Here is a 16,927-nt window from a genome sequence, read left to right as displayed (position 1 = left end):
GACGGCCCGTGCGGCCGCCCTACGGCGCCACCCAGGCGTACCGGTGTTCGGGGCGGCCGGTGTCGCCGTACTTCAGGGAGAGGCGGAGACGGCCGGCCTGTTCCAGGTGGCGCAGGTAACGCTGGGCCGTGGAGCGGCTCAGGCCGGTTCGGGTGGCGACCTCGTGGGCCGACAGCGGGTGGTCCGCACGGTGCAGGACGCCGCAGATGAGGTCCGTCGTGGGTTCCGAGTGCCCGCTGGGCAGGCCCGGCGCGGACGGTGCCGGGGAGGTGCGCAGGGCGCCGAAGATGCGGTCGACCTGCTCCTGGCCCGTAAGGCCGTGGCCGCCCACCCGGTCGACGGTGCGGCGCAGGGCCGCGTAGGAGTCCAGGCGGGTGCGCAGGGCGGCGAAGGTGAAGGGTTTGACCAGATAGTGCAGGGCGCCCAGGCGCATCGCCTGCTGCACCGTCGTCACGTCGCTGGCCGCCGTGATCATGATGACGTCGGTGCCATGGCCCTGCTCGCGCATGCGGTGGACGAGTTCGAGACCGGTCTGGTCCGGCAGGTAGTGGTCGAGCAGGACCAGGTCGACGGCGCCGCGTTCGACGGCGGCCAGGGCCTGGGCAGCGCTGTGCGCGCGGGCGGTCACCCGGAAGCCGGGAACCTTTCCCACGTACTTGGCGTTTATCTCGGCGATGCGGAAGTCGTCGTCCACGACCAGGACGTCAATCATCAGGCCTCTCCTTCAAGGCCGGCGAGCGTTAAGCCCGTGTTTCGGCTCCGCAGTTCTAGCGCGAGCAAAATGAGCACAACAGGCTCTTGCGAGCAAAAGAACGGCTTGTGCTCACAAGACTGCTGCTGTGGCAGGGGCCACACCTACCGTCCCGGCCCATGAGCGCAGACACCAGCCCCGCCATCGAGCTACGGGGCGCGAGCAAAACCTTCAGGACCCCGTCGGGGGGTCTGCACACGGCCGTGCGCGGCCTGGACCTCACCGTGCGGCGCGGCGAGTTCGTGGCCGTCGTGGGCCCGACCGGCTGCGGGAAGTCCACCACGCTGACCCTGGTCAGCGGCCTGGAGGAGCCCACTGAGGGCGAGGTGCTGGTGGCCGGGGAGCCGGTCGACGGCGTCGGCGACAAGGTCGGCTTCGTCTTCCAGCAGGACGCCACCTTCCCCTGGCGGACGGTCCTGTCCAACGTCATGGCGGGCCCCCGCTTCCGGGGTGTTCCCAAGGCGGAGGCCAAGGAGAAGGCCCGCGAGTGGCTGGCCCGCGTCGGGCTCGCCGCCTTCGAGGACCGCTATCCGCACCAGCTCTCCGGCGGCCAGCGCAAGCGCGTCGCCCTCGCCGCCACCTTCGTCAACGACCCCGAGATCCTGCTGATGGACGAGCCCTTCTCGGCGCTCGACGTGCAGACCCGGGCGCTGATGTCGGACGAGCTGCTGGAGCTGTGGGAGGGCACCGGCGCCTCCGTCGTCTTCGTCACCCACGACCTGGAGGAGTCCATCGCGCTGGCCGACAAGGTCGTCGTGATGACGGCCGGGCCCGCGACCGTCAAGCAGGTCTTCGACATCGATCTGCCGCGGCCGCGCAAGGTCGAACAGGTACGTCTGGAGCCGCGGTTCATCGAGATCTACCGCGAGATCTGGGAGTCCCTCGGCGAAGAGGTCCGCATCACCCGCGAGAGGGGTGCCGCCAATGTCGCCTGAGGTCATCAGCACGCCGGTCGTCGACACGGTGAAGACTCCGGGCCGCGCCCAGTCGCGGGCCGCGGCCGCCCGCAGACGCAAGGTGGTCGTCGCCGCCGCGCGGGTGCTGCTCCTGGTGGCCGTGCTCGGTCTGTGGGAGGGGCTCTCCCGGGCCAAGATCATCGATCCGTTCAACTTCTCGATGCCCTCGCAGATCTGGGATCAGATCGGCACCTGGGTGATGCACGGAACGGCACAGGGCTCGTTGGGCGAGCAGATCTGGGCCACGCTCCAGGAGGCGCTGCTCGGCTGGGTCATCGGTGTCGTCGCCGGTGTGGTCTTCGGTATCGCTCTGGGGCGGATCGCCTTTCTCGCCGATGTCCTTGGTCCATACATCAAGGTGCTCAACTCCATCCCCAGGATCGTCCTGGCCCCGATCTTCGTGATCTGGTTCGGGCTGGGCCCCGCCTCCAAGGTCGCCTCGGCCGTGGTGCTGGTCTTCTTCCCGGTGTTCTTCAACGCCTTTCAGGGCGCCCGCGAGGTCGACCGCAACCTGGTGTCCAACGCCCGCATCCTGGGCGCGAGCGACCGTCGGGTCACCCTCCAGGTGGTCATCCCGTCGGCGACCTCCTGGATCTTCACCAGCCTCCACGTCAGCTTCGGCTTCGCCCTCATCGGCGCCATCGTCGGCGAGTACATCGGCGCCACCAAGGGCATCGGCCTGCTCGTCGCTCAGTCCCAGGGCACCTTCAACGCCGCCGGCGTCTATGCCGCGATGGTCATCCTCGCGGCCGTCGCACTCGTCGCCGAGGGCCTGCTGACCTTCGCCGAGCACCGCATCTTCCGGTGGAAGCCGTCGAACTCCGGCCACTGAGTCCGGTCCGCCCGGCGCCGCCCCGAGGCCAAGGGCTCCAAGACACCCCCCTTACCCCGTACCTCCCTCTCACAAGGACGTGAACCGCCATGCGCAAGACCGCCAGATACGCCTCGCTGGCCGCCTCCGGCCTGCTCGCCCTCTCCTCGCTCACTGCCTGCGCCAATGACGCGGCGAGCAGCACCTCCGCCGACGCCGGAAGCAAGGGCGACGGCAAGGGCACGAAGGTCAAGATCATGGTCGGCGGCCTGGACAAGGTCATCTATCTGCCGGCGATGCTCACCCAGCGGCTCGGCTACTTCGACTCCGAGGGCCTCGACGTGGAACTCCTCAGTGAGCCCGCCGGTGTCCAGGCCGAGACCGCGCTCGTCTCCGGCCAGGTCCAGGGCGCCGTCGGCTTCTACGACCACACCCTCGACCTCCAGACGAAGGGCAAGGCCGTGGAGTCCGTCGTGCAGTTCTCGCACGCCCCCGGCGAGGTGGAGGTCGTCTCCACCAAGAAGGCGGGCGACATCACCTCGCCGAAGGACTTCAAGGGCAAGAAGCTCGGTATCACCGGTCTCGGCTCCTCGACCGACTTCCTCACCAAGTACCTCGCCGTCAAGAACGGCGTGAAGATCAGCGAGTTCAGTCCGGTCGCCGTCGGTGCGGGGCCGACCTTCATCTCGGCGCTGCAGCAGGGCTCGATCGACGCCGGTATGACGACCGATCCGACCGTCGCCACGATCCTGGACAAGAAGGCGGGCAAGGTCCTGCTCGACATGCGGACGCCCGAGGGCTCGCAGAAGGCGCTCGGCGGCCCCTACCCGTCGTCCAGTCTGTACATGCAGACGGACTGGGTGAACGGGCACAAGGACACCGTCCAGAAGTTGGTCAACGCGTTCGTCAAGACGCTCACGTGGATGTCCACCCACAGCGCCGACGAGATCGCGGCCAAGATGCCCGCCGACTACTCCCAGGGCAACAAGGCGCTCTACGCCGAGGCCATCAAGAGCACGCTGCCGATGTTCACCAAGGACGGCGTGATGCCCGCGAACGGTCCCGAGACCGTCGAGAAGGTCCTCAAGGCGTTCAACCCCAACATCAAGAACGCCAAGGTGGACCTGAGCAAGACGTACACGACCGAGTTCGTCGAGAAGGCCGCCAAGTAGCGGCTCGCCGAACCCCGCTCAGACGCGGGTCGCCCACACGTAACGGTGTTCCGGGCGGCCCGCGTCGCCGTACTTGAGGGTCAGCCGGGCCCGTCCGGTGCGCTCCAGGAGCTTGAGGTAGCGCTGGGCGGTCTGACGGCTCACGCCGGTCCGCTCGGCGATCTCCTGGGCCGACAGCGGCCCTTCGGCGCCCATCAGGGACTGGCGCACCAGCTCGGCGGTGGTGGGGGAGTGCCCCTTGGGCAGCCCCGGCTCCGACGGCGCGGACAGAGCGCCGAAGATGCGGTCCACCTCGGCCTGTTCGGCCTCGCCGCCGCCGTCCAGCTTGCGGCGCAGCTCGGCGTACGCCTCCAGCTTGGCCCGCAGCCCGGCGAAGGCGAACGGCTTCACCAGGTACTGCAGGGCCCCGTGCCGCATGGCCGCCTGGACGGTCGCCACGTCCCGCGCGGCCGTCACCATGATCACATCGGTCTGGTGGCCGCGCCGGCGCATCTCGCGGACGACCGCGAGCCCGGTCTCGTCCGGCAGGTAGTGGTCCATGAGGACCAGGTCGAGCCGTGGCAGCGCCTCCAGCCGGCGCAGCGCCTCGGCCGCGTTGTGCGCCTCGCCGGCCACGTGGAAGCCGGGCACCTTCTCGACGTAGGCGGCGTTGACCCGCGCCACCCGTACGTCGTCGTCCACGACCAGGACCTCGATCATCGCGCCTCCTCCTCGGCAGCGGCGGGAACATCCCCGAAGCCGGGCTCCGCGGACCCCGTGAGGGCCGGCTCCGGTTCCGGCTCGGACAGCGCGTCGGGCAGTACGACGGTGAACTCCGCGCCCCCGCCGTCCGCCGTGACCACCGACGCGCTCCCGCCCTGTCGTTCGGCGAGCCGGCGCACCAGGGAGAGCCCCAGGCCGCGTTTTCCGTGCGCCGGCGGCTCCTTGGTGGACCACCCCTCCGTGAAGATCAGCTCCCGCTGGTCCGCCGGGATGCCGGGCCCGGTGTCGCGCACGCGGAGGACGACCGTACGTCCCTCGGTGTGCAACCCGACCTCCACGCGCGCGTGCGGGGTGCCCGCGACCGCGTCGAGCGCGTTGTCCACGAGGTTGCCCACGACCGTGACCAGGCCCCGGGGGTCGATCAGCCGGTCAGGGAGCCGGGTGCGTTCGGACACCCACAGCGCGACGCCGCGTTCGGCCGCCACGGTCGCCTTGCCGACCAGCAGGGCGGCGATCAGCGGGTCCTGGATCTTCTCGGTGACCTGCTCGGCGGTGACCCGGTGGTCGCCGACGACCTCGCCGACGAATTCCACGGCGTCGTCGTACATCTCCAGTTCAAGCAGGCCGAGCAGGGTGTGCATGCGGTTGGCGTGCTCGTGGTCCTGGGCGCGCAGGGCGTCGATCAGGCCGCGTGTGGAGTCGAGTTCGCGACCCAGCTGTTCGAGTTCGGTGCGGTCGCGCAGGGTGGCCACGGCACCGCCGTCGTCCGTGGGCATGCGGTTGGCGACCAGCACGCGCTGGCCGCGCACGGTCAGCAGGTCCGTGCCGGTCACCCGCCCGGCCAGGACGTCGGTCGTGCGTCCCTCGCCCAGTGCCTCGTCGGGGGACTTGCCGACGGCCTCGTCGCCGATGCCCAGCAGCCGCCGTGCCTCGTCGTTGAGCAGGCGGATGCGGCCGCCGCGATCGAGGGCGACCACGCCCTCCCGGATGCCGTGCAGCATCGCCTCGCGCTCCGCGAGCAGCGCCGAGATGTCGGAGAAGGCCAGGTCGCGGGTCTGCCGCTGGACCCGGCGGGAGATAAGCCAGGCGGCCAGAGCGCCCACCGCGAGCGCACCGCCGGCGTAGGCGAACAGACCCGGGATCGCGCTGATCAGCCGGGCGCGCACGCTGTCGTAGGCGATACCGACCGAGACCGCCCCGATGATCCGGTGGTCGGCGTCGTACAGGGGCACCTTGCCTCGGGCCGAGCGGCCCAGGGTGCCCTTGTCGATCTCCATGACCTCCTGGCCGGCCAGGGCTTCGCGGGGGCTGGTGGACACCTGGTGGCCGATCTCGCTCGGGGTGGGGTGCGACCACCGGATCCAGCTGCGGTCCAGTACCACGATGTACTCGGCGTGGGTGGCGTGCCGGATCCGCTCGGCCTCCTTCTGCACCGGTCCGTTCCTGGTTGGCGGGGTGGTCCGGACGCCTTCGGCGATCTGGGGGTCCTGTGCCGTGGTCTGCGCGATGGCCAGTGCCCGGCGCATCGCCTCCTGGTCCAGCTGCTTGCTCAGCGGCGCCAGGAAGAGCCCGGTCGCGAGCACCGCGACCCCCGCCGCGATCGCCACCTGCATCAGCAGCACCTGCGAGAACACCCGCCGGGGCAGACCGAGGCGCAGACGGCGTGCGGGGGGAGTGGGGCTCATACCCCCCGACGTTACGTGGACGCAGGGCGGCGGCCGAAGGGGGTGTGGCGTGGATCTCTTGACCAGTCCTTGAAGGAACCGGTGCGGGAGGGGCGGGCTCAGCTCGCGAGGGCGGTCGTCCTCAGCTCGCGCACCGACACCACGTCCATCCGCGCCGGCGTGCCGAGCACCGCCGCGCCACAGCTCTCCGGGCGCGGCGGCACGGACGCGCCTTGGGCCACCGTGACGCGCCAGCGTCGGCCGTCGGTGTGGGCGACGGTGATCTCCCAGCGCGGAGCCCTGCCCCCGGTCCCCACGACGCTCAGCGCGCCCGCCCGGTACTCGCCGGCCACCGTGCGCACGGCCAGCTCGGCCGCCTGGCCGGGCCGTTCCCAGGCGGAGCGCCCGCGGCACGCCTCGACCACCACACGGCCCTGCCGGACGCCGTGCAGGGCCTGCTTGACGGTGTGGGCCTCCGCGCGGCCGTACGCGTAGCCGTACGGCAGGACGAGCACCGTGGGCGAGAAGCGATGACCACCCAGATGGGTGACCTCCCACACGCCCCGCACACCGGACGCGGTCAGCTCGGCGGCGAGGGGGCGGCCCAGGAGGGCGCAGCAGCGGTCCCGCTTGCCGTTGGTGCACACGAGCGCGAGCGGGTCGCCCGTGTGCGGCCGCCCGCCGAGCTGCGTGCCGAAGGAACGGTCGTCGCCCGCGCCGAGAGCCGCGAAGTCGAGGTCCAGCAGCCTGCGCGGGTCGCGGGTGGTGGAGCTGTGCAGCCACACGTTGCCGGGGACGGTGTGGGCCGCGTACACCTGCCGGGGCGCGGGCGTGCCGGGGTCTGCGTGGCGGCCTGGCCGGCGGATGAGCGCGACGCGGACTCCGGTCCCCTCCGCGGCGGCCTCCAGGGCGCGGCCCAGCGCGGGATCGAGATGGCTCGAAGTGAGCGCCTTGGCACCCCATGGGCCGGGCTGTTCCAGCAGCAGCCACGTCGTCGCCGTGGCAGCCGTACCGGAAACGGGCTCGTCGAGGCTCCGGGAGACGGTCGCGCACCTACTCACAGAGGTGAGCCTAACCTGACTCCCCCCAGGGCGACTTCCGGCCGTGCCCGTGTCCTACTCCGGGAGGGGTTGCGGAGGGCGCGGACCGACGTAGTGGCCGACAGGGCGCATGCGCAGGGGACGCTCGCCGTACTCCTCCAGAGCGTGGGCGATCCAGCCCGCCGTCCTGGCGACGGCGAAGATGGTCTCGCCGGCCGTGGCGGGCATGCCGCAGGAGGCGGTGAACACGGCGAGGGCCAGGTCGACGTTGGCGTGCAGCGGGGTGTGGCGCGCGGTCGTGGCGACGATGTCGCGGGCCGCGAGCAGGGCGGGTTCGGCGCGTGGGACCCGCTCCAGGAGGCCGAACAGCATCCGCGCGCGCGGGTCTTCGCCGGGGTAGAGCCGGTGGCCGAGTCCGGGGATACGGCGCCCCGCACGCAGCTCGTCCGCGATCACGGGGACCGCGGTGCCCTGGTCGAGGACGTCGAGCAGCATCCGGTGGGCCAGGCCGCTGGCGGCGCCGTGCAGCGGGCCCTCCAGCACCCCGAGTCCGGCCGAGACGGCCGCGTAGGCGTGGGCGCGTGCCGAGGCGGCGACCCGGACGGCGAGCGTGGAGGCGGCCAGGTCGTGGTCGATGAGCAGGGCGAGGGCGGTGTCCAGGACGCGCAGCGATTCCGCGTCGGCGGGCCCGGCGGTCAGCCGGCCCCACAGGCGGTGGGCCAGCGGGCCGTCGTCCTCGGGGGCGTGCAGGACCGGCGGCAGCGCGGCGACCAGCGTCGGGATGAGGATGCGCGCCGTGCTGAGCACTGCCTCCTCGGACAGGTCGAAGCGCATCGGGTCCTCGGCCGCCGCCGCGATCGCGGCCACCCGCAGCCGGTCGGTGGGCGAGGTGTGCTCGGGCAGGGCGTTCACGGCGTGGCGGGCGACCTCGACGGTGGCCTCGGGCGCGGTGAAGGTGACGCCCGGGGTCAGCCGGCCCGTCCACAGCCATTCCGCGACCTCCTCGTAGGAGTGGCGGGCGGCCAGCTCCGTGGCGTCGACGCCACGGAAGTAGTACCGGTCCGTGTCGATCAGGGTGACACGCGTCCGGACGGACAGGTCGCCGCCGGAGCCCGGACGCCCCGCGGCCTCACGCCGGTTGCGCCGGGCGAGGACCTCGACCTCCTTCGCGTCGAAGGTGCTGGCGCGGCTGCCGGGTTCACGCCTGCTGCTGAGCAGGCCGCGGCTCACGTAGGCGTACACCGTCTCGGGCTTCACGCCGAGCACCTCGGCGGTCTCCCTGGTGCTCAGCCTTCGCCCGGGACGGCCGGGGGCGGGTTCGTGATCGCGCATGGGGGTCACCGTAGTCGCCTCTGTACTGCTTGACGGCCATACGTTGATTAATCAATGTTGACAGAATTTGAGTCAAGCATGGACAGTCGGATCAAGTTCAGGGAGGAACAGCATGTCGATCAACAGAACCGCACCGCGCATCGACGTACCGCGCGGCCTCGCGGGGGTCGTCGTCACCGACACCCGGATCGGAGACGTACGGGGGCTCGAGGGCTTCTACCACTACCGCCAGTACTCGGCCGTCGAACTCGCGCGGACCCGCGGTTTCGAGGACGTGTGGCATCTCCTCGTCCACGGCGCACTCCCGGACGCGGAGCGCCGCACCGCCTTCGCCGCCGAGACCGCCGAACTGCGCCGGCTGCCCGACGAGGTCCGTGCGGCCCTGCCGGCCATCGCGGCGGCGAGCCGCCTCTCCGGGCCCCTGGCCGGGATGCGTACGGCACTCTCCCTGCTCGGCGCCGCCAAGGGGTTCCGGCCGGTCTACGACATCGACGCCGCCCGGCGCCGCGCCGACACCGTCGCCGCCTGCGCGGCCGTGCCGACCCTGCTCACCGCGCTGTACCGGCTGGGGCAGGGCCTCGAGCCGGTGGAGCCGCGCGCCGACCTGTCGTACGCGGCCAACTACCTCCACATGCTCACCGGTGAGGAGCCCGACCCGCGGCGGGCCCGCGCGGTCGAGCAGTACTTGATCTCAACCATTGATCACGGATTCAACGCGTCAACCTTCACCGCGCGGGTCGTCGCGTCGACGGGGGCCGACGTGGCCGCCTGCCTGGTCGGGGCCGTGGGCGCACTGTCCGGTCCGCTGCACGGCGGGGCGCCCAGCCGCGCGCTCGACACCCTGGACGCGATCGGGACGCCGGACCGCATCGACTCCTGGATCCGGGAGCGGGTGCTCGCCGGTGACCGGATCATGGGCTTCGGGCACGCCATCTACCGCACGGAGGACCCCCGTTCGCGGATGCTGCGCGAGATCGCCCTGGACTTCGGGGGCCCGCGCGTCGCCTTTGCCGTCGAGGTCGAGCGGCAGGTCGAGGCGATCCTCGCCGAGCTCAAGCCCGGTCGCGAACTGCACACGAACGTCGAGTTCTACGCGGGCGTGGTCATGGAACTGTGCGGCCTGCCCCGCGAGATGTTCACCCCCACCTTCGCGGCGGGCCGGGCGGTGGGCTGGAGCGCCAACGTCCTGGAGCAGTCGGAGGACTCGAAGATCATCAGGCCGGTCGCGCGATATGTGGGCCCGGAGCCGCCGGCGGCGGTGCCCGCGGTCGCCTGAGACCAAGGCGGGCATCCAGGCAGGTGCGCCGGGAGCCCCCGCCCGGAACCCGTCGCCCGGTCGTCCGGGACCGCCGTGCGCGAGGGGCCCCAGGCCTGAACCGCGAGGAGTGCGAACGATCGTTCACCACGTCGCGATTCTCCCCGCTCGTATCCTGTTCGCGCAGTCATTCCTCGTCCGTGCGCCGGGCCGCGAGCCGGTGCGCGCGTCCGCGTGAGAGAGGTCGCCCGTTGGGGAACAGCTTGAGGGACAGCGTGGGAGACGGCCGCGGTTCGCGGCAGATCCCGGTCGTCGTGCTCGCCGGGTTCCTGGGCTCCGGCAAGACCACGCTCCTCAACCACCTGCTGCACCACAGCGGAGGCAGCCGCATCGGGGCGATCGTCAACGACTTCGGAGCCATCGAGATCGACGCGATGGCCGTCGCGGGCGCCCTCGGCGACTCGACCGTCTCGCTCGGCAACGGCTGCCTGTGCTGCGCGGTCGACGCGAGCGAACTCGACGAGTACCTCGACCGGCTCGCCGCGCCCACCACCGGCGTCGATGTCATCGTCATCGAGGCCAGCGGACTCGCCGAGCCGCAGGAACTGGTCCGCATGGTGCTCGCCAGCGAGCATCCCGGCATCGTGTACGGCGGCCTCGTCGAGGTCGTCGACGCCTCGGAGTTCGAGGGCACCCGTGCCCAGCACCCCGAGATCGACCGGCACCTCGCCCTCGCCGACCTCGTGGTGGTCAACAAGCTCGACCGGGCGCCGGAAACCGACCGCGTCCTCGGCCTCGTCCGCTCGCTCACCGACCGCGCGGCCGTCGTCCCGGCGACCTACGGCCGCATCGACCCGGAGTTCCTCTTCGACTGCCGGCCGAGCGAGGAGCGCATCGGACAGCTGTCCTTCGACGACCTGCACGAACACGGCGACGACGACCACGGCGGCCATCTGCACACGGGCTACGACAGCCTGTCCTTCGTCTCCGACGTGCCGATGGAGCCGCGCCGGCTCATGTGGTTCCTGGACAGCCGTCCCGAGGGGCTGTACCGCATCAAGGGACACGTCGACTTCGGGCCGCACGACACGGGCAACCGGTACGCCGTGCACGTCGTCGGACGCTTCCTGCGGTTCCACCCCGAGCCCTGGACCCCCGCCGGCGCCCGCCTCACCCAGCTCGTCCTCATCGGCAGCGGCATCGACACGGGCGCCCTCGGCAAGGAACTGGAGGCGTGCAAGAACGACGCCCCACACGCCGACGAGCACGGCATGTGGGGCGTCCTGCGCTTCGTCCGGGGCTCCGAGGAGGAGCCGCGCGACGAGGCCCACGAGGCCTGGACACCCGGAGCCGAGGCAAACAAGGCCTAGACCCCGACGAGGCCTGGACACCCGGAGCCGTGGCTTACGAGGCCCGGAGCAAGGGCTTGGGAGGCCTAGAACACCGGTCCCGCGACCACCGCCACCGTCTTCGGCAGCGACGTGCCCGAGCCGTCGCGGCGCGGGTCCAGTTCCGGCAGCTCGGCCGGGGTGCCGTTCTTCTGCGCGGTCCGGGCCGGGACGGGGCCCGCCCAGGCCAGGGACAGGCAGTCCTCGCCCTTCAGGAACCGCTGGCAGCGCACACCGCCGGTGGCCCGGCCCTTGCGCGGGTACTGGTCGAACGGGGTCAGCTTGGCGGTCGTCTGCACGGAGTCGTCCAGCGTGCCGCGGGAGCCCGCCACCGTGAAGACCACGGCGTCGACCGCCGGGTCGACGGCCGTGAAGGAGATGACCTTGGCGCCGTCGATGAGCTTGATACCCGCCATACCGCCGGCCGGGCGGCCCTGCGGACGGACGATGGAGGCCTGGAAGCGCAGCAGCTGAGCGTCGTCCGTGATGAACACCAGGTCCTCGTCGCCGGTACGCAGCTCCACCGCGCCGACGATCCGGTCGCCCTCCTTGAGCGTGATGACCTCCAGCTCGTCCTTGTTGGACGGGTAGTCGGGCACGACACGCTTGACGACGCCCTGCTCGGTGCCCAGCGCCAGACCCGGGGACGACTCGTCCAGCGTGGTCAGGCACACCACCGTCTCGTCGTCCTCCAGGGACACGAACTCCGCGAGCGGCGCCCCTCCGGAGAGGTTCGGCGCGGTCATCTCGGGCAGCTGCGGCAGGTCGACCACGTTGATCCGCAGCAGACGGCCGGCCGAGGTCACCGCGCCGATCTCACCGCGCGCGGTCGCCGGCACCGCCGAGACGATCACGTCGTGCTTCACGCGCTTGGCGCCCGCGTCCCGCGGGAACGGCTCGTTGTCCGCCGTACGGGCCAGCAGACCCGTCGAGGACAGCAGCACCCGGCACGGGTCGTCGGCGACCTGCAGCGGGACGGCGGCCGCCGGGGCGGCCCCGGACTCCAGCAGGACGGTGCGCCGGTCGGTGCCGAACTTCTTCGCCACGGCGGCCAGTTCGTTCGAGACCAGCTTGCGCAGCTCCGCGTCCGACTCCAGGATCCGGGTCAGCTCCTCGATCTCCGCGGTGAGCCTCTCCTTCTCCGCCTCCAGCTCGATGCGGTCGTACTTGGTGAGCCGGCGCAGCGGAGTGTCGAGGATGTACTGCGTCTGCACGTCGCTCAGCGAGAAACGCTCCATCAGGCGCTGCTTGGCCTGCGCGGAGTTCTCGCTGGAGCGGATCAGCCGGATGACCTCGTCGATGTCGACCAGGGCGGTCAGCAGGCCCTCGACCAGGTGCAGCCGGTCGCGGCGCTTGCCGCGGCGGAACTCGCTGCGACGGCGCACCACGTCGAAGCGGTGGTCGAGGTAGACCTCCAGCAGCTCCTTCAGGCCCAGGGTGAGCGGCTGACCGTCCACCAGGGCCACGTTGTTGATGCCGAAGGACTCCTCCATCGGGGTCAGCTTGTACAGCTGCTCCAGGATCGCCTCCGGCACGAAGCCGTTCTTGATCTCGATGACCAGGCGCAGGCCGTGCTCGCGGTCGGTGAGGTCCTTGACGTCCGCGATGCCCTGGACCTTCTTGGCGTTGACCAGGTCCTTGATCTTGGCGATCACCTTCTCCGGACCGACCGTGAAGGGCAGCTCGGTGACGACCAGGCCCATGCGGCGGGCGGTCACCGTCTCGATCGTGACCGTCGCGCGCATCTTGAAGGTGCCCCGACCCGTCGCGTACGCGTCCCGGATGCCGTCCAGGCCGACGATCCGGCCGCCCGTGGGCAGGTCGGGGCCCGGGACGTGCTTCATCAGCGCGTCCAGGTCCGCGTTCGGGTGCCTGATCAGGTGGCGGGCGGCCGCGATGACCTCGCGCAGGTTGTGCGGCGCCATGTTCGTCGCCATGCCGACCGCGATGCCGGAGGAGCCGTTGACCAGCAGGTTCGGGAAGGCGGCGGGCAGCGCCACCGGCTCCTGCTCCTGGCCGTCGTAGTTGGGCGTGAAGTCGACCGTGTCCTCGTCGATCGACTCGGTCATCAGGCTCGTCGCCTCGGCCTGACGGCACTCCGTGTACCGCATGGCGGCCGGCGGGTCGTCGTTGCCCAGCGAGCCGAAGTTGCCGTGGCCGTCGACCAGCGGGACGCGCATCGAGAACGGCTGGGCCATGCGCACCAGGGCGTCGTAGATCGACGCGTCGCCGTGCGGGTGCAGCTTGCCCATGACCTCCCCGACGACACGCGCGCACTTCACATAGCCGCGGTCGGGGCGCAGGCCCATCTCGTTCATCTGGTAGACGATCCGCCGGTGCACCGGCTTGAGGCCGTCGCGGGCGTCCGGCAGGGCACGCGAGTAGATGACCGAGTACGCGTACTCGAGGTAGGAGCCACGCATCTCGTCCACGACGTCGATGTCGAGGATGTTCTCCTCGAACGAATCGTCGGGCGGCGGGGTCTTCGTGCTGCGGCGGGCCATCGCTGCCTGGCTCCTTCTGATCTGGTCGCTCGCCTACGGGGCGCTCGCGTCGGTGTCGAGAGGGCGAGCGTGCTCACCCCTCCGGGCCTCCGCGCGCTCGCCCTGTCGACACCGACGCGCCCCTCCGGCTCGCTCTTGCTGAAGCGTATGACGGATCTGACGCGGACCATTGTGGACCGAGGTACTGACAACCCGTGCCACGACCCGGTTCAGGCGGCCCGGCCGGGCGCCGGACAACCGTCCCGGAGCGGGTCCGAGGCAGGCTACGCGATCCGCTGTGGGCGTACGTCCCGCGGGAACTTCGCCGAGGCCCCGCACGCTTTGCATACAGTGGCAGGAACGGCAGGAAAACCGCGGTTTCGACGACCGCCTCCGCTCGCGAAGGGACGTACATGCCCATGGGTCACACGACCACAGCCGAGGCAGGCTCCGGGGGCCTGACAGCGACCGAGCACCGCCTGGCCAACGGTCTGCGCGTGGTGCTCTCCGAGGACCACCTGACCCCGGTGGCGGCGGTCTGCCTCTGGTACGACGTCGGCTCCCGCCACGAGGTCAAGGGACGTACCGGCCTGGCTCACCTTTTCGAGCACCTGATGTTCCAGGGGTCGGCGCAGGTCAGCGGCAACGGCCACTTCGAGCTGATTCAGGGCGCCGGCGGTTCGCTGAACGGCACCACCAGCTTCGAGCGCACCAACTACTTCGAGACCATGCCCACCCACCAGCTGGAGCTCGCCCTCTGGCTGGAGGCCGACCGCATGGGTTCCCTGCTCGCCGCCCTGGACGACGAGTCCATGGAGAACCAGCGGGACGTCGTCAAGAACGAGCGCCGGCAGCGCTACGACAACGTGCCCTACGGCACCGCCTTCGAGAAGCTGACCGCCCTCGCCTACCCGGCGGGCCACCCCTACCACCACACGCCGATCGGCTCGATGGCGGACCTGGACGCGGCCACCCTGGAGGACGCGCGCCAGTTCTTCCGCACCTACTACGCGCCGAACAATGCGGTGCTCTCCGTGGTCGGCGACATCGACCCGCAGCAGACCCTCGCCTGGATCGAGAAGTACTTCGGCTCGATCCAGGCGCACGACGGCAAGCCCCAGCCCCGCGACGGCTCCCTGCCGGTGACCATCGGCGAGCAGCTGCGCGAGGTCGTCGTCGAGGAGGTCCCGGCGCGCGCCCTGATGGCCGCCTACCGGCTGCCGCACGACGGGACCCGCGACGCGGACGCCGCCGACCTGGCGCTGACCGTCCTGGGCGGCGGCGAGTCCTCCCGCCTGTACAACCGGCTCGTGCGCCGCGACCGTACGGCCGTCGCGGCCGGCTTCGGCCTGCTGCGCCTGGCCGGCGCGCCCTCGCTGGGCTGGCTGGACGTGAAGACCTCCGGCGACGTCGAGGTGCCGGTGATCGAGACCGCGATCGACGAGGAGCTGGCCCGGTTCGCCGAGGAGGGCCCCACGCCCGAGGAAATGGAGCGCGCCCAGGCCCAGTTGGAGCGCGAGTGGCTGGACCGGCTCGGCACAGTCGCAGGCCGTGCCGACGAACTGTGCCGGTTCGCCGTCCTGTTCGGTGACCCGCAGCTCGCCCTGACGGCCGTCAAGCGCGTCCTGGAGGTGACCCCCGAGGAGGTGCAGGAGGTCGCCAAGGCCCGTCTGCGCCCCGACAACCGCGCGGTCCTCGTCTACGAGCCGAAGTCCCCCGAGTCCGTCGAGGACGCCGACGTCCCCGAGGACCCGGAGCAGGAAGCGACCGTAGAGGCCGGCAACAACGACGAGGAGACGGCCAAGTGACCGAGCTCGCCACGATGGACTTCCACCCCCAGCCGCAGCCGGGCGAGGCTCGGCCCTGGGGGTTCCCGGCGCCCGAGCGCGGCACGCTGGACAACGGCCTGACCGTCCTGCGCTGTCACCGCCCCGGCCAGCAGGTCGTCGCCGTCGAGGTGCTGCTGGACGCGCCCCTGGAGACCGAACCGTCCGGCCTGGACGGCGTCGCCACGATCATGGCCCGGGCCTTCTCGGAGGGCACCGACAAGCACTCGGCCGAGGAGTTCGCCGCCGAGCTGGAGCGGGCCGGCGCCACGCTCGACGCGCACGCCGACCACCCCGGAGTCCGGCTCAGCCTGGAGGTCCCGGCCTCCCGTCTGGCCAAGGGCCTCGGCCTGCTCGCCGACGCCCTGCGCGCGCCCGCCTTCGCCGAGAGCGAGGTCGAGCGGCTGGTCCGCAACCGCCTGGACGAGATCCCGCACGAGCTGGCCAACCCCTCCCGCCGGGCCGCCAAGGAGCTCTCCAAGGAGCTGTTCCCGGCGACCTCGCGCATGTCGCGCCCGCGCCAGGGCACGGAGGAGACCGTCGAGAAGATCGACGCGGCGGCCGTACGCGCCTTCTACGACCGTCATGTGCGACCCGGCACGGCGACCGTGGTCGTGGTCGGCGACCTCACCGGAACCGACCTGGACGCGCTGCTCACCGACACCCTCGGCGCCTGGTCCGGCACGCCGGGGCAGCCGCGGCCCGTGCCGCCGGTGACCGCCGACGACACCGGCCGTGTCGTCATCGTCGACCGGCCGGGCGCCGTCCAGACGCAGCTGCTGATCGGCCGGATCGGTCCCGACCGGCACGACCGCGTGTGGCCCGCCCAGGTGCTCGGCACCTACTGCCTCGGCGGCACCCTCACCTCCCGCCTGGACCGCGTCCTGCGCGAGGAGAAGGGCTACACCTACGGCGTGCGGGCCTTCGGGCAGGTCCTCAGGTCCGCCCCGGAGGGCACCGGGGCCGCGATGCTCGCCATCAGCGGCTCCGTGGACACCCCGAACACCGGTCCCGCCCTGCAGGACCTGTGGACGGTGCTGCGCACGCTCGCGGCGGAGGGCCTGACCGACTCCGAGCGCGACGTCGCCGTGCAGAACCTCGTCGGGGTGGCGCCGCTGAAGTACGAGACCGCGGCGGCCGTCGCGAGCACGCTCGCCGACCAGGTCGAGCAGCACCTGCCGGACGACTTCCAGGCGACGCTGTATCAGCAGCTCGCCGCCACCGGCACCGTGGAGGCCACCGCCGCGGTCATCAACGCCTTCCCGGTGGACCGCCTGGTGACCGTGCTCGTCGGCGACGCGGCCGAGATCAAGGCACCGGTCGAGGCGCTCGGCATCGGCGAAGTCACCGTCGTGGCGGCCGAGTAGCGACGAGGCCGCGCCACGCGCGCGTGGGGCCCTGGTGACCGACGGGTCGTCAGGGCCCCTTGCTGTGCAAACCCCTCTGTGGGGACCCCTGCCCCAATGTCCGAATTGGGGCAGAGGTTACCCGTCTGACCTGTGGGATGCGCTACAAAAGCCCGGATCCGTTTGGGGATCGAAAGTCGC

At 71.4% G+C, this 16,927-nt stretch carries 13 protein-coding genes; 7 read left to right on the top strand and 6 right to left on the bottom strand.

From position 1 onward, the window contains the following. Positions 1-19: 19 nt before the first annotated feature. Entirely contained in the window at positions 20-712 is a 693-nt protein-coding gene (locus AC07CM_RS15635; protein ID WP_478876920.1) for a response regulator, read from the bottom strand. A 158-nt stretch (positions 713-870) separates the two neighbouring features. Between AC07CM_RS15635 and AC07CM_RS15630 the strand changes: the two genes are divergently transcribed. The 3 genes from AC07CM_RS15630 to AC07CM_RS15620 all read left to right on the top strand — a co-directional run bounded on the left by AC07CM_RS15630 (position 871) and on the right by AC07CM_RS15620 (position 3,690). Further along, the gene (locus AC07CM_RS15630) at positions 871-1,686 is read left to right on the top strand and encodes an ABC transporter ATP-binding protein (RefSeq protein WP_478876919.1); all 816 of its coding nucleotides are present in this window, start codon (positions 871-873) and stop codon (positions 1,684-1,686) included. Next, the gene (locus tag AC07CM_RS15625; protein ID WP_478876918.1) at positions 1,676-2,539 is read left to right on the top strand and encodes an ABC transporter permease; all 864 of its coding nucleotides are present in this window, start codon (positions 1,676-1,678) and stop codon (positions 2,537-2,539) included. Before AC07CM_RS15630 ends, AC07CM_RS15625 begins: the two co-directional genes overlap by 11 nt. An 89-nt stretch (positions 2,540-2,628) precedes the next feature. Continuing rightward, the gene (locus AC07CM_RS15620; protein WP_478876917.1) at positions 2,629-3,690 is read left to right on the top strand and encodes an ABC transporter substrate-binding protein; all 1,062 of its coding nucleotides are present in this window, start codon (positions 2,629-2,631) and stop codon (positions 3,688-3,690) included. A gap of 18 nt (positions 3,691-3,708) precedes the next feature. Here the strand turns inward: AC07CM_RS15620 and AC07CM_RS15615 are convergent, their stop codons facing one another. From AC07CM_RS15615 to AC07CM_RS15600, 4 genes are all read right to left on the bottom strand, one after another. Beyond that, positions 3,709-4,389: a response regulator gene (locus tag AC07CM_RS15615; RefSeq protein ID WP_478876916.1), complete on the bottom strand. Its 681-nt coding sequence runs from the start codon at positions 4,387-4,389 to the stop codon at positions 3,709-3,711. Further along, complete coding sequence (locus AC07CM_RS15610; RefSeq protein ID WP_478876915.1) at positions 4,386-6,077, bottom strand: ATP-binding protein; 1,692 nt, start codon at positions 6,075-6,077, stop codon at positions 4,386-4,388. Before AC07CM_RS15610 ends, AC07CM_RS15615 begins: the two co-directional genes overlap by 4 nt. Before the next feature lie 98 nt (positions 6,078-6,175). Then, a complete protein-coding gene (locus AC07CM_RS15605) occupies positions 6,176-7,117 on the bottom strand; it encodes a sucrase ferredoxin (protein ID WP_478876914.1) in 942 nt (313 codons plus the stop codon). 54 nt (positions 7,118-7,171) lie between these two features. Beyond that, on the bottom strand, positions 7,172-8,428 hold the full coding sequence (locus AC07CM_RS15600) for a citrate synthase (protein ID WP_478876913.1): 1,257 nt from the start codon (positions 8,426-8,428) through the stop codon (positions 7,172-7,174). 112 nt (positions 8,429-8,540) lie between these two features. On the opposite strand from AC07CM_RS15600, the gene AC07CM_RS15595 reads away from it, so the two are divergent. Both AC07CM_RS15595 and AC07CM_RS15590 read left to right on the top strand, forming a co-directional pair. Further along, positions 8,541-9,704 (top strand): citrate synthase/methylcitrate synthase, encoded by a 1,164-nt coding sequence (locus AC07CM_RS15595; RefSeq protein ID WP_478876912.1) that lies wholly within the window; start codon positions 8,541-8,543, stop codon positions 9,702-9,704. Between the two features lie 242 nt (positions 9,705-9,946). Continuing rightward, entirely contained in the window at positions 9,947-11,053 is a 1,107-nt protein-coding gene (locus tag AC07CM_RS15590) for a CobW family GTP-binding protein (RefSeq protein ID WP_478876911.1), read from the top strand. A 65-nt stretch (positions 11,054-11,118) separates the two neighbouring features. On the opposite strand, the gene AC07CM_RS15585 is transcribed toward AC07CM_RS15590, so the two are convergent. Further along, the gene (locus AC07CM_RS15585; RefSeq protein ID WP_478876910.1) at positions 11,119-13,575 is read right to left on the bottom strand and encodes a DNA gyrase/topoisomerase IV subunit A; all 2,457 of its coding nucleotides are present in this window, start codon (positions 13,573-13,575) and stop codon (positions 11,119-11,121) included. A gap of 392 nt (positions 13,576-13,967) precedes the next feature. On the opposite strand from AC07CM_RS15585, the gene AC07CM_RS15580 reads away from it, so the two are divergent. Then, the gene (locus AC07CM_RS15580) at positions 13,968-15,362 is read left to right on the top strand and encodes a M16 family metallopeptidase (RefSeq protein ID WP_478876909.1); all 1,395 of its coding nucleotides are present in this window, start codon (positions 13,968-13,970) and stop codon (positions 15,360-15,362) included. Next, complete coding sequence (locus AC07CM_RS15575; RefSeq protein ID WP_478876908.1) at positions 15,359-16,747, top strand: M16 family metallopeptidase; 1,389 nt, start codon at positions 15,359-15,361, stop codon at positions 16,745-16,747. The genes AC07CM_RS15580 and AC07CM_RS15575 overlap by 4 nt, the downstream gene beginning before the upstream one ends. Positions 16,748-16,927: the final 180 nt, after the last annotated feature.

This window comes from Streptomyces sp. NPDC044061 (assembly GCF_056434305.1).
The sequence above is the reverse complement of the archived record's forward strand: the minus strand, read 5'-3'. Positions and strand labels throughout refer to the sequence as shown.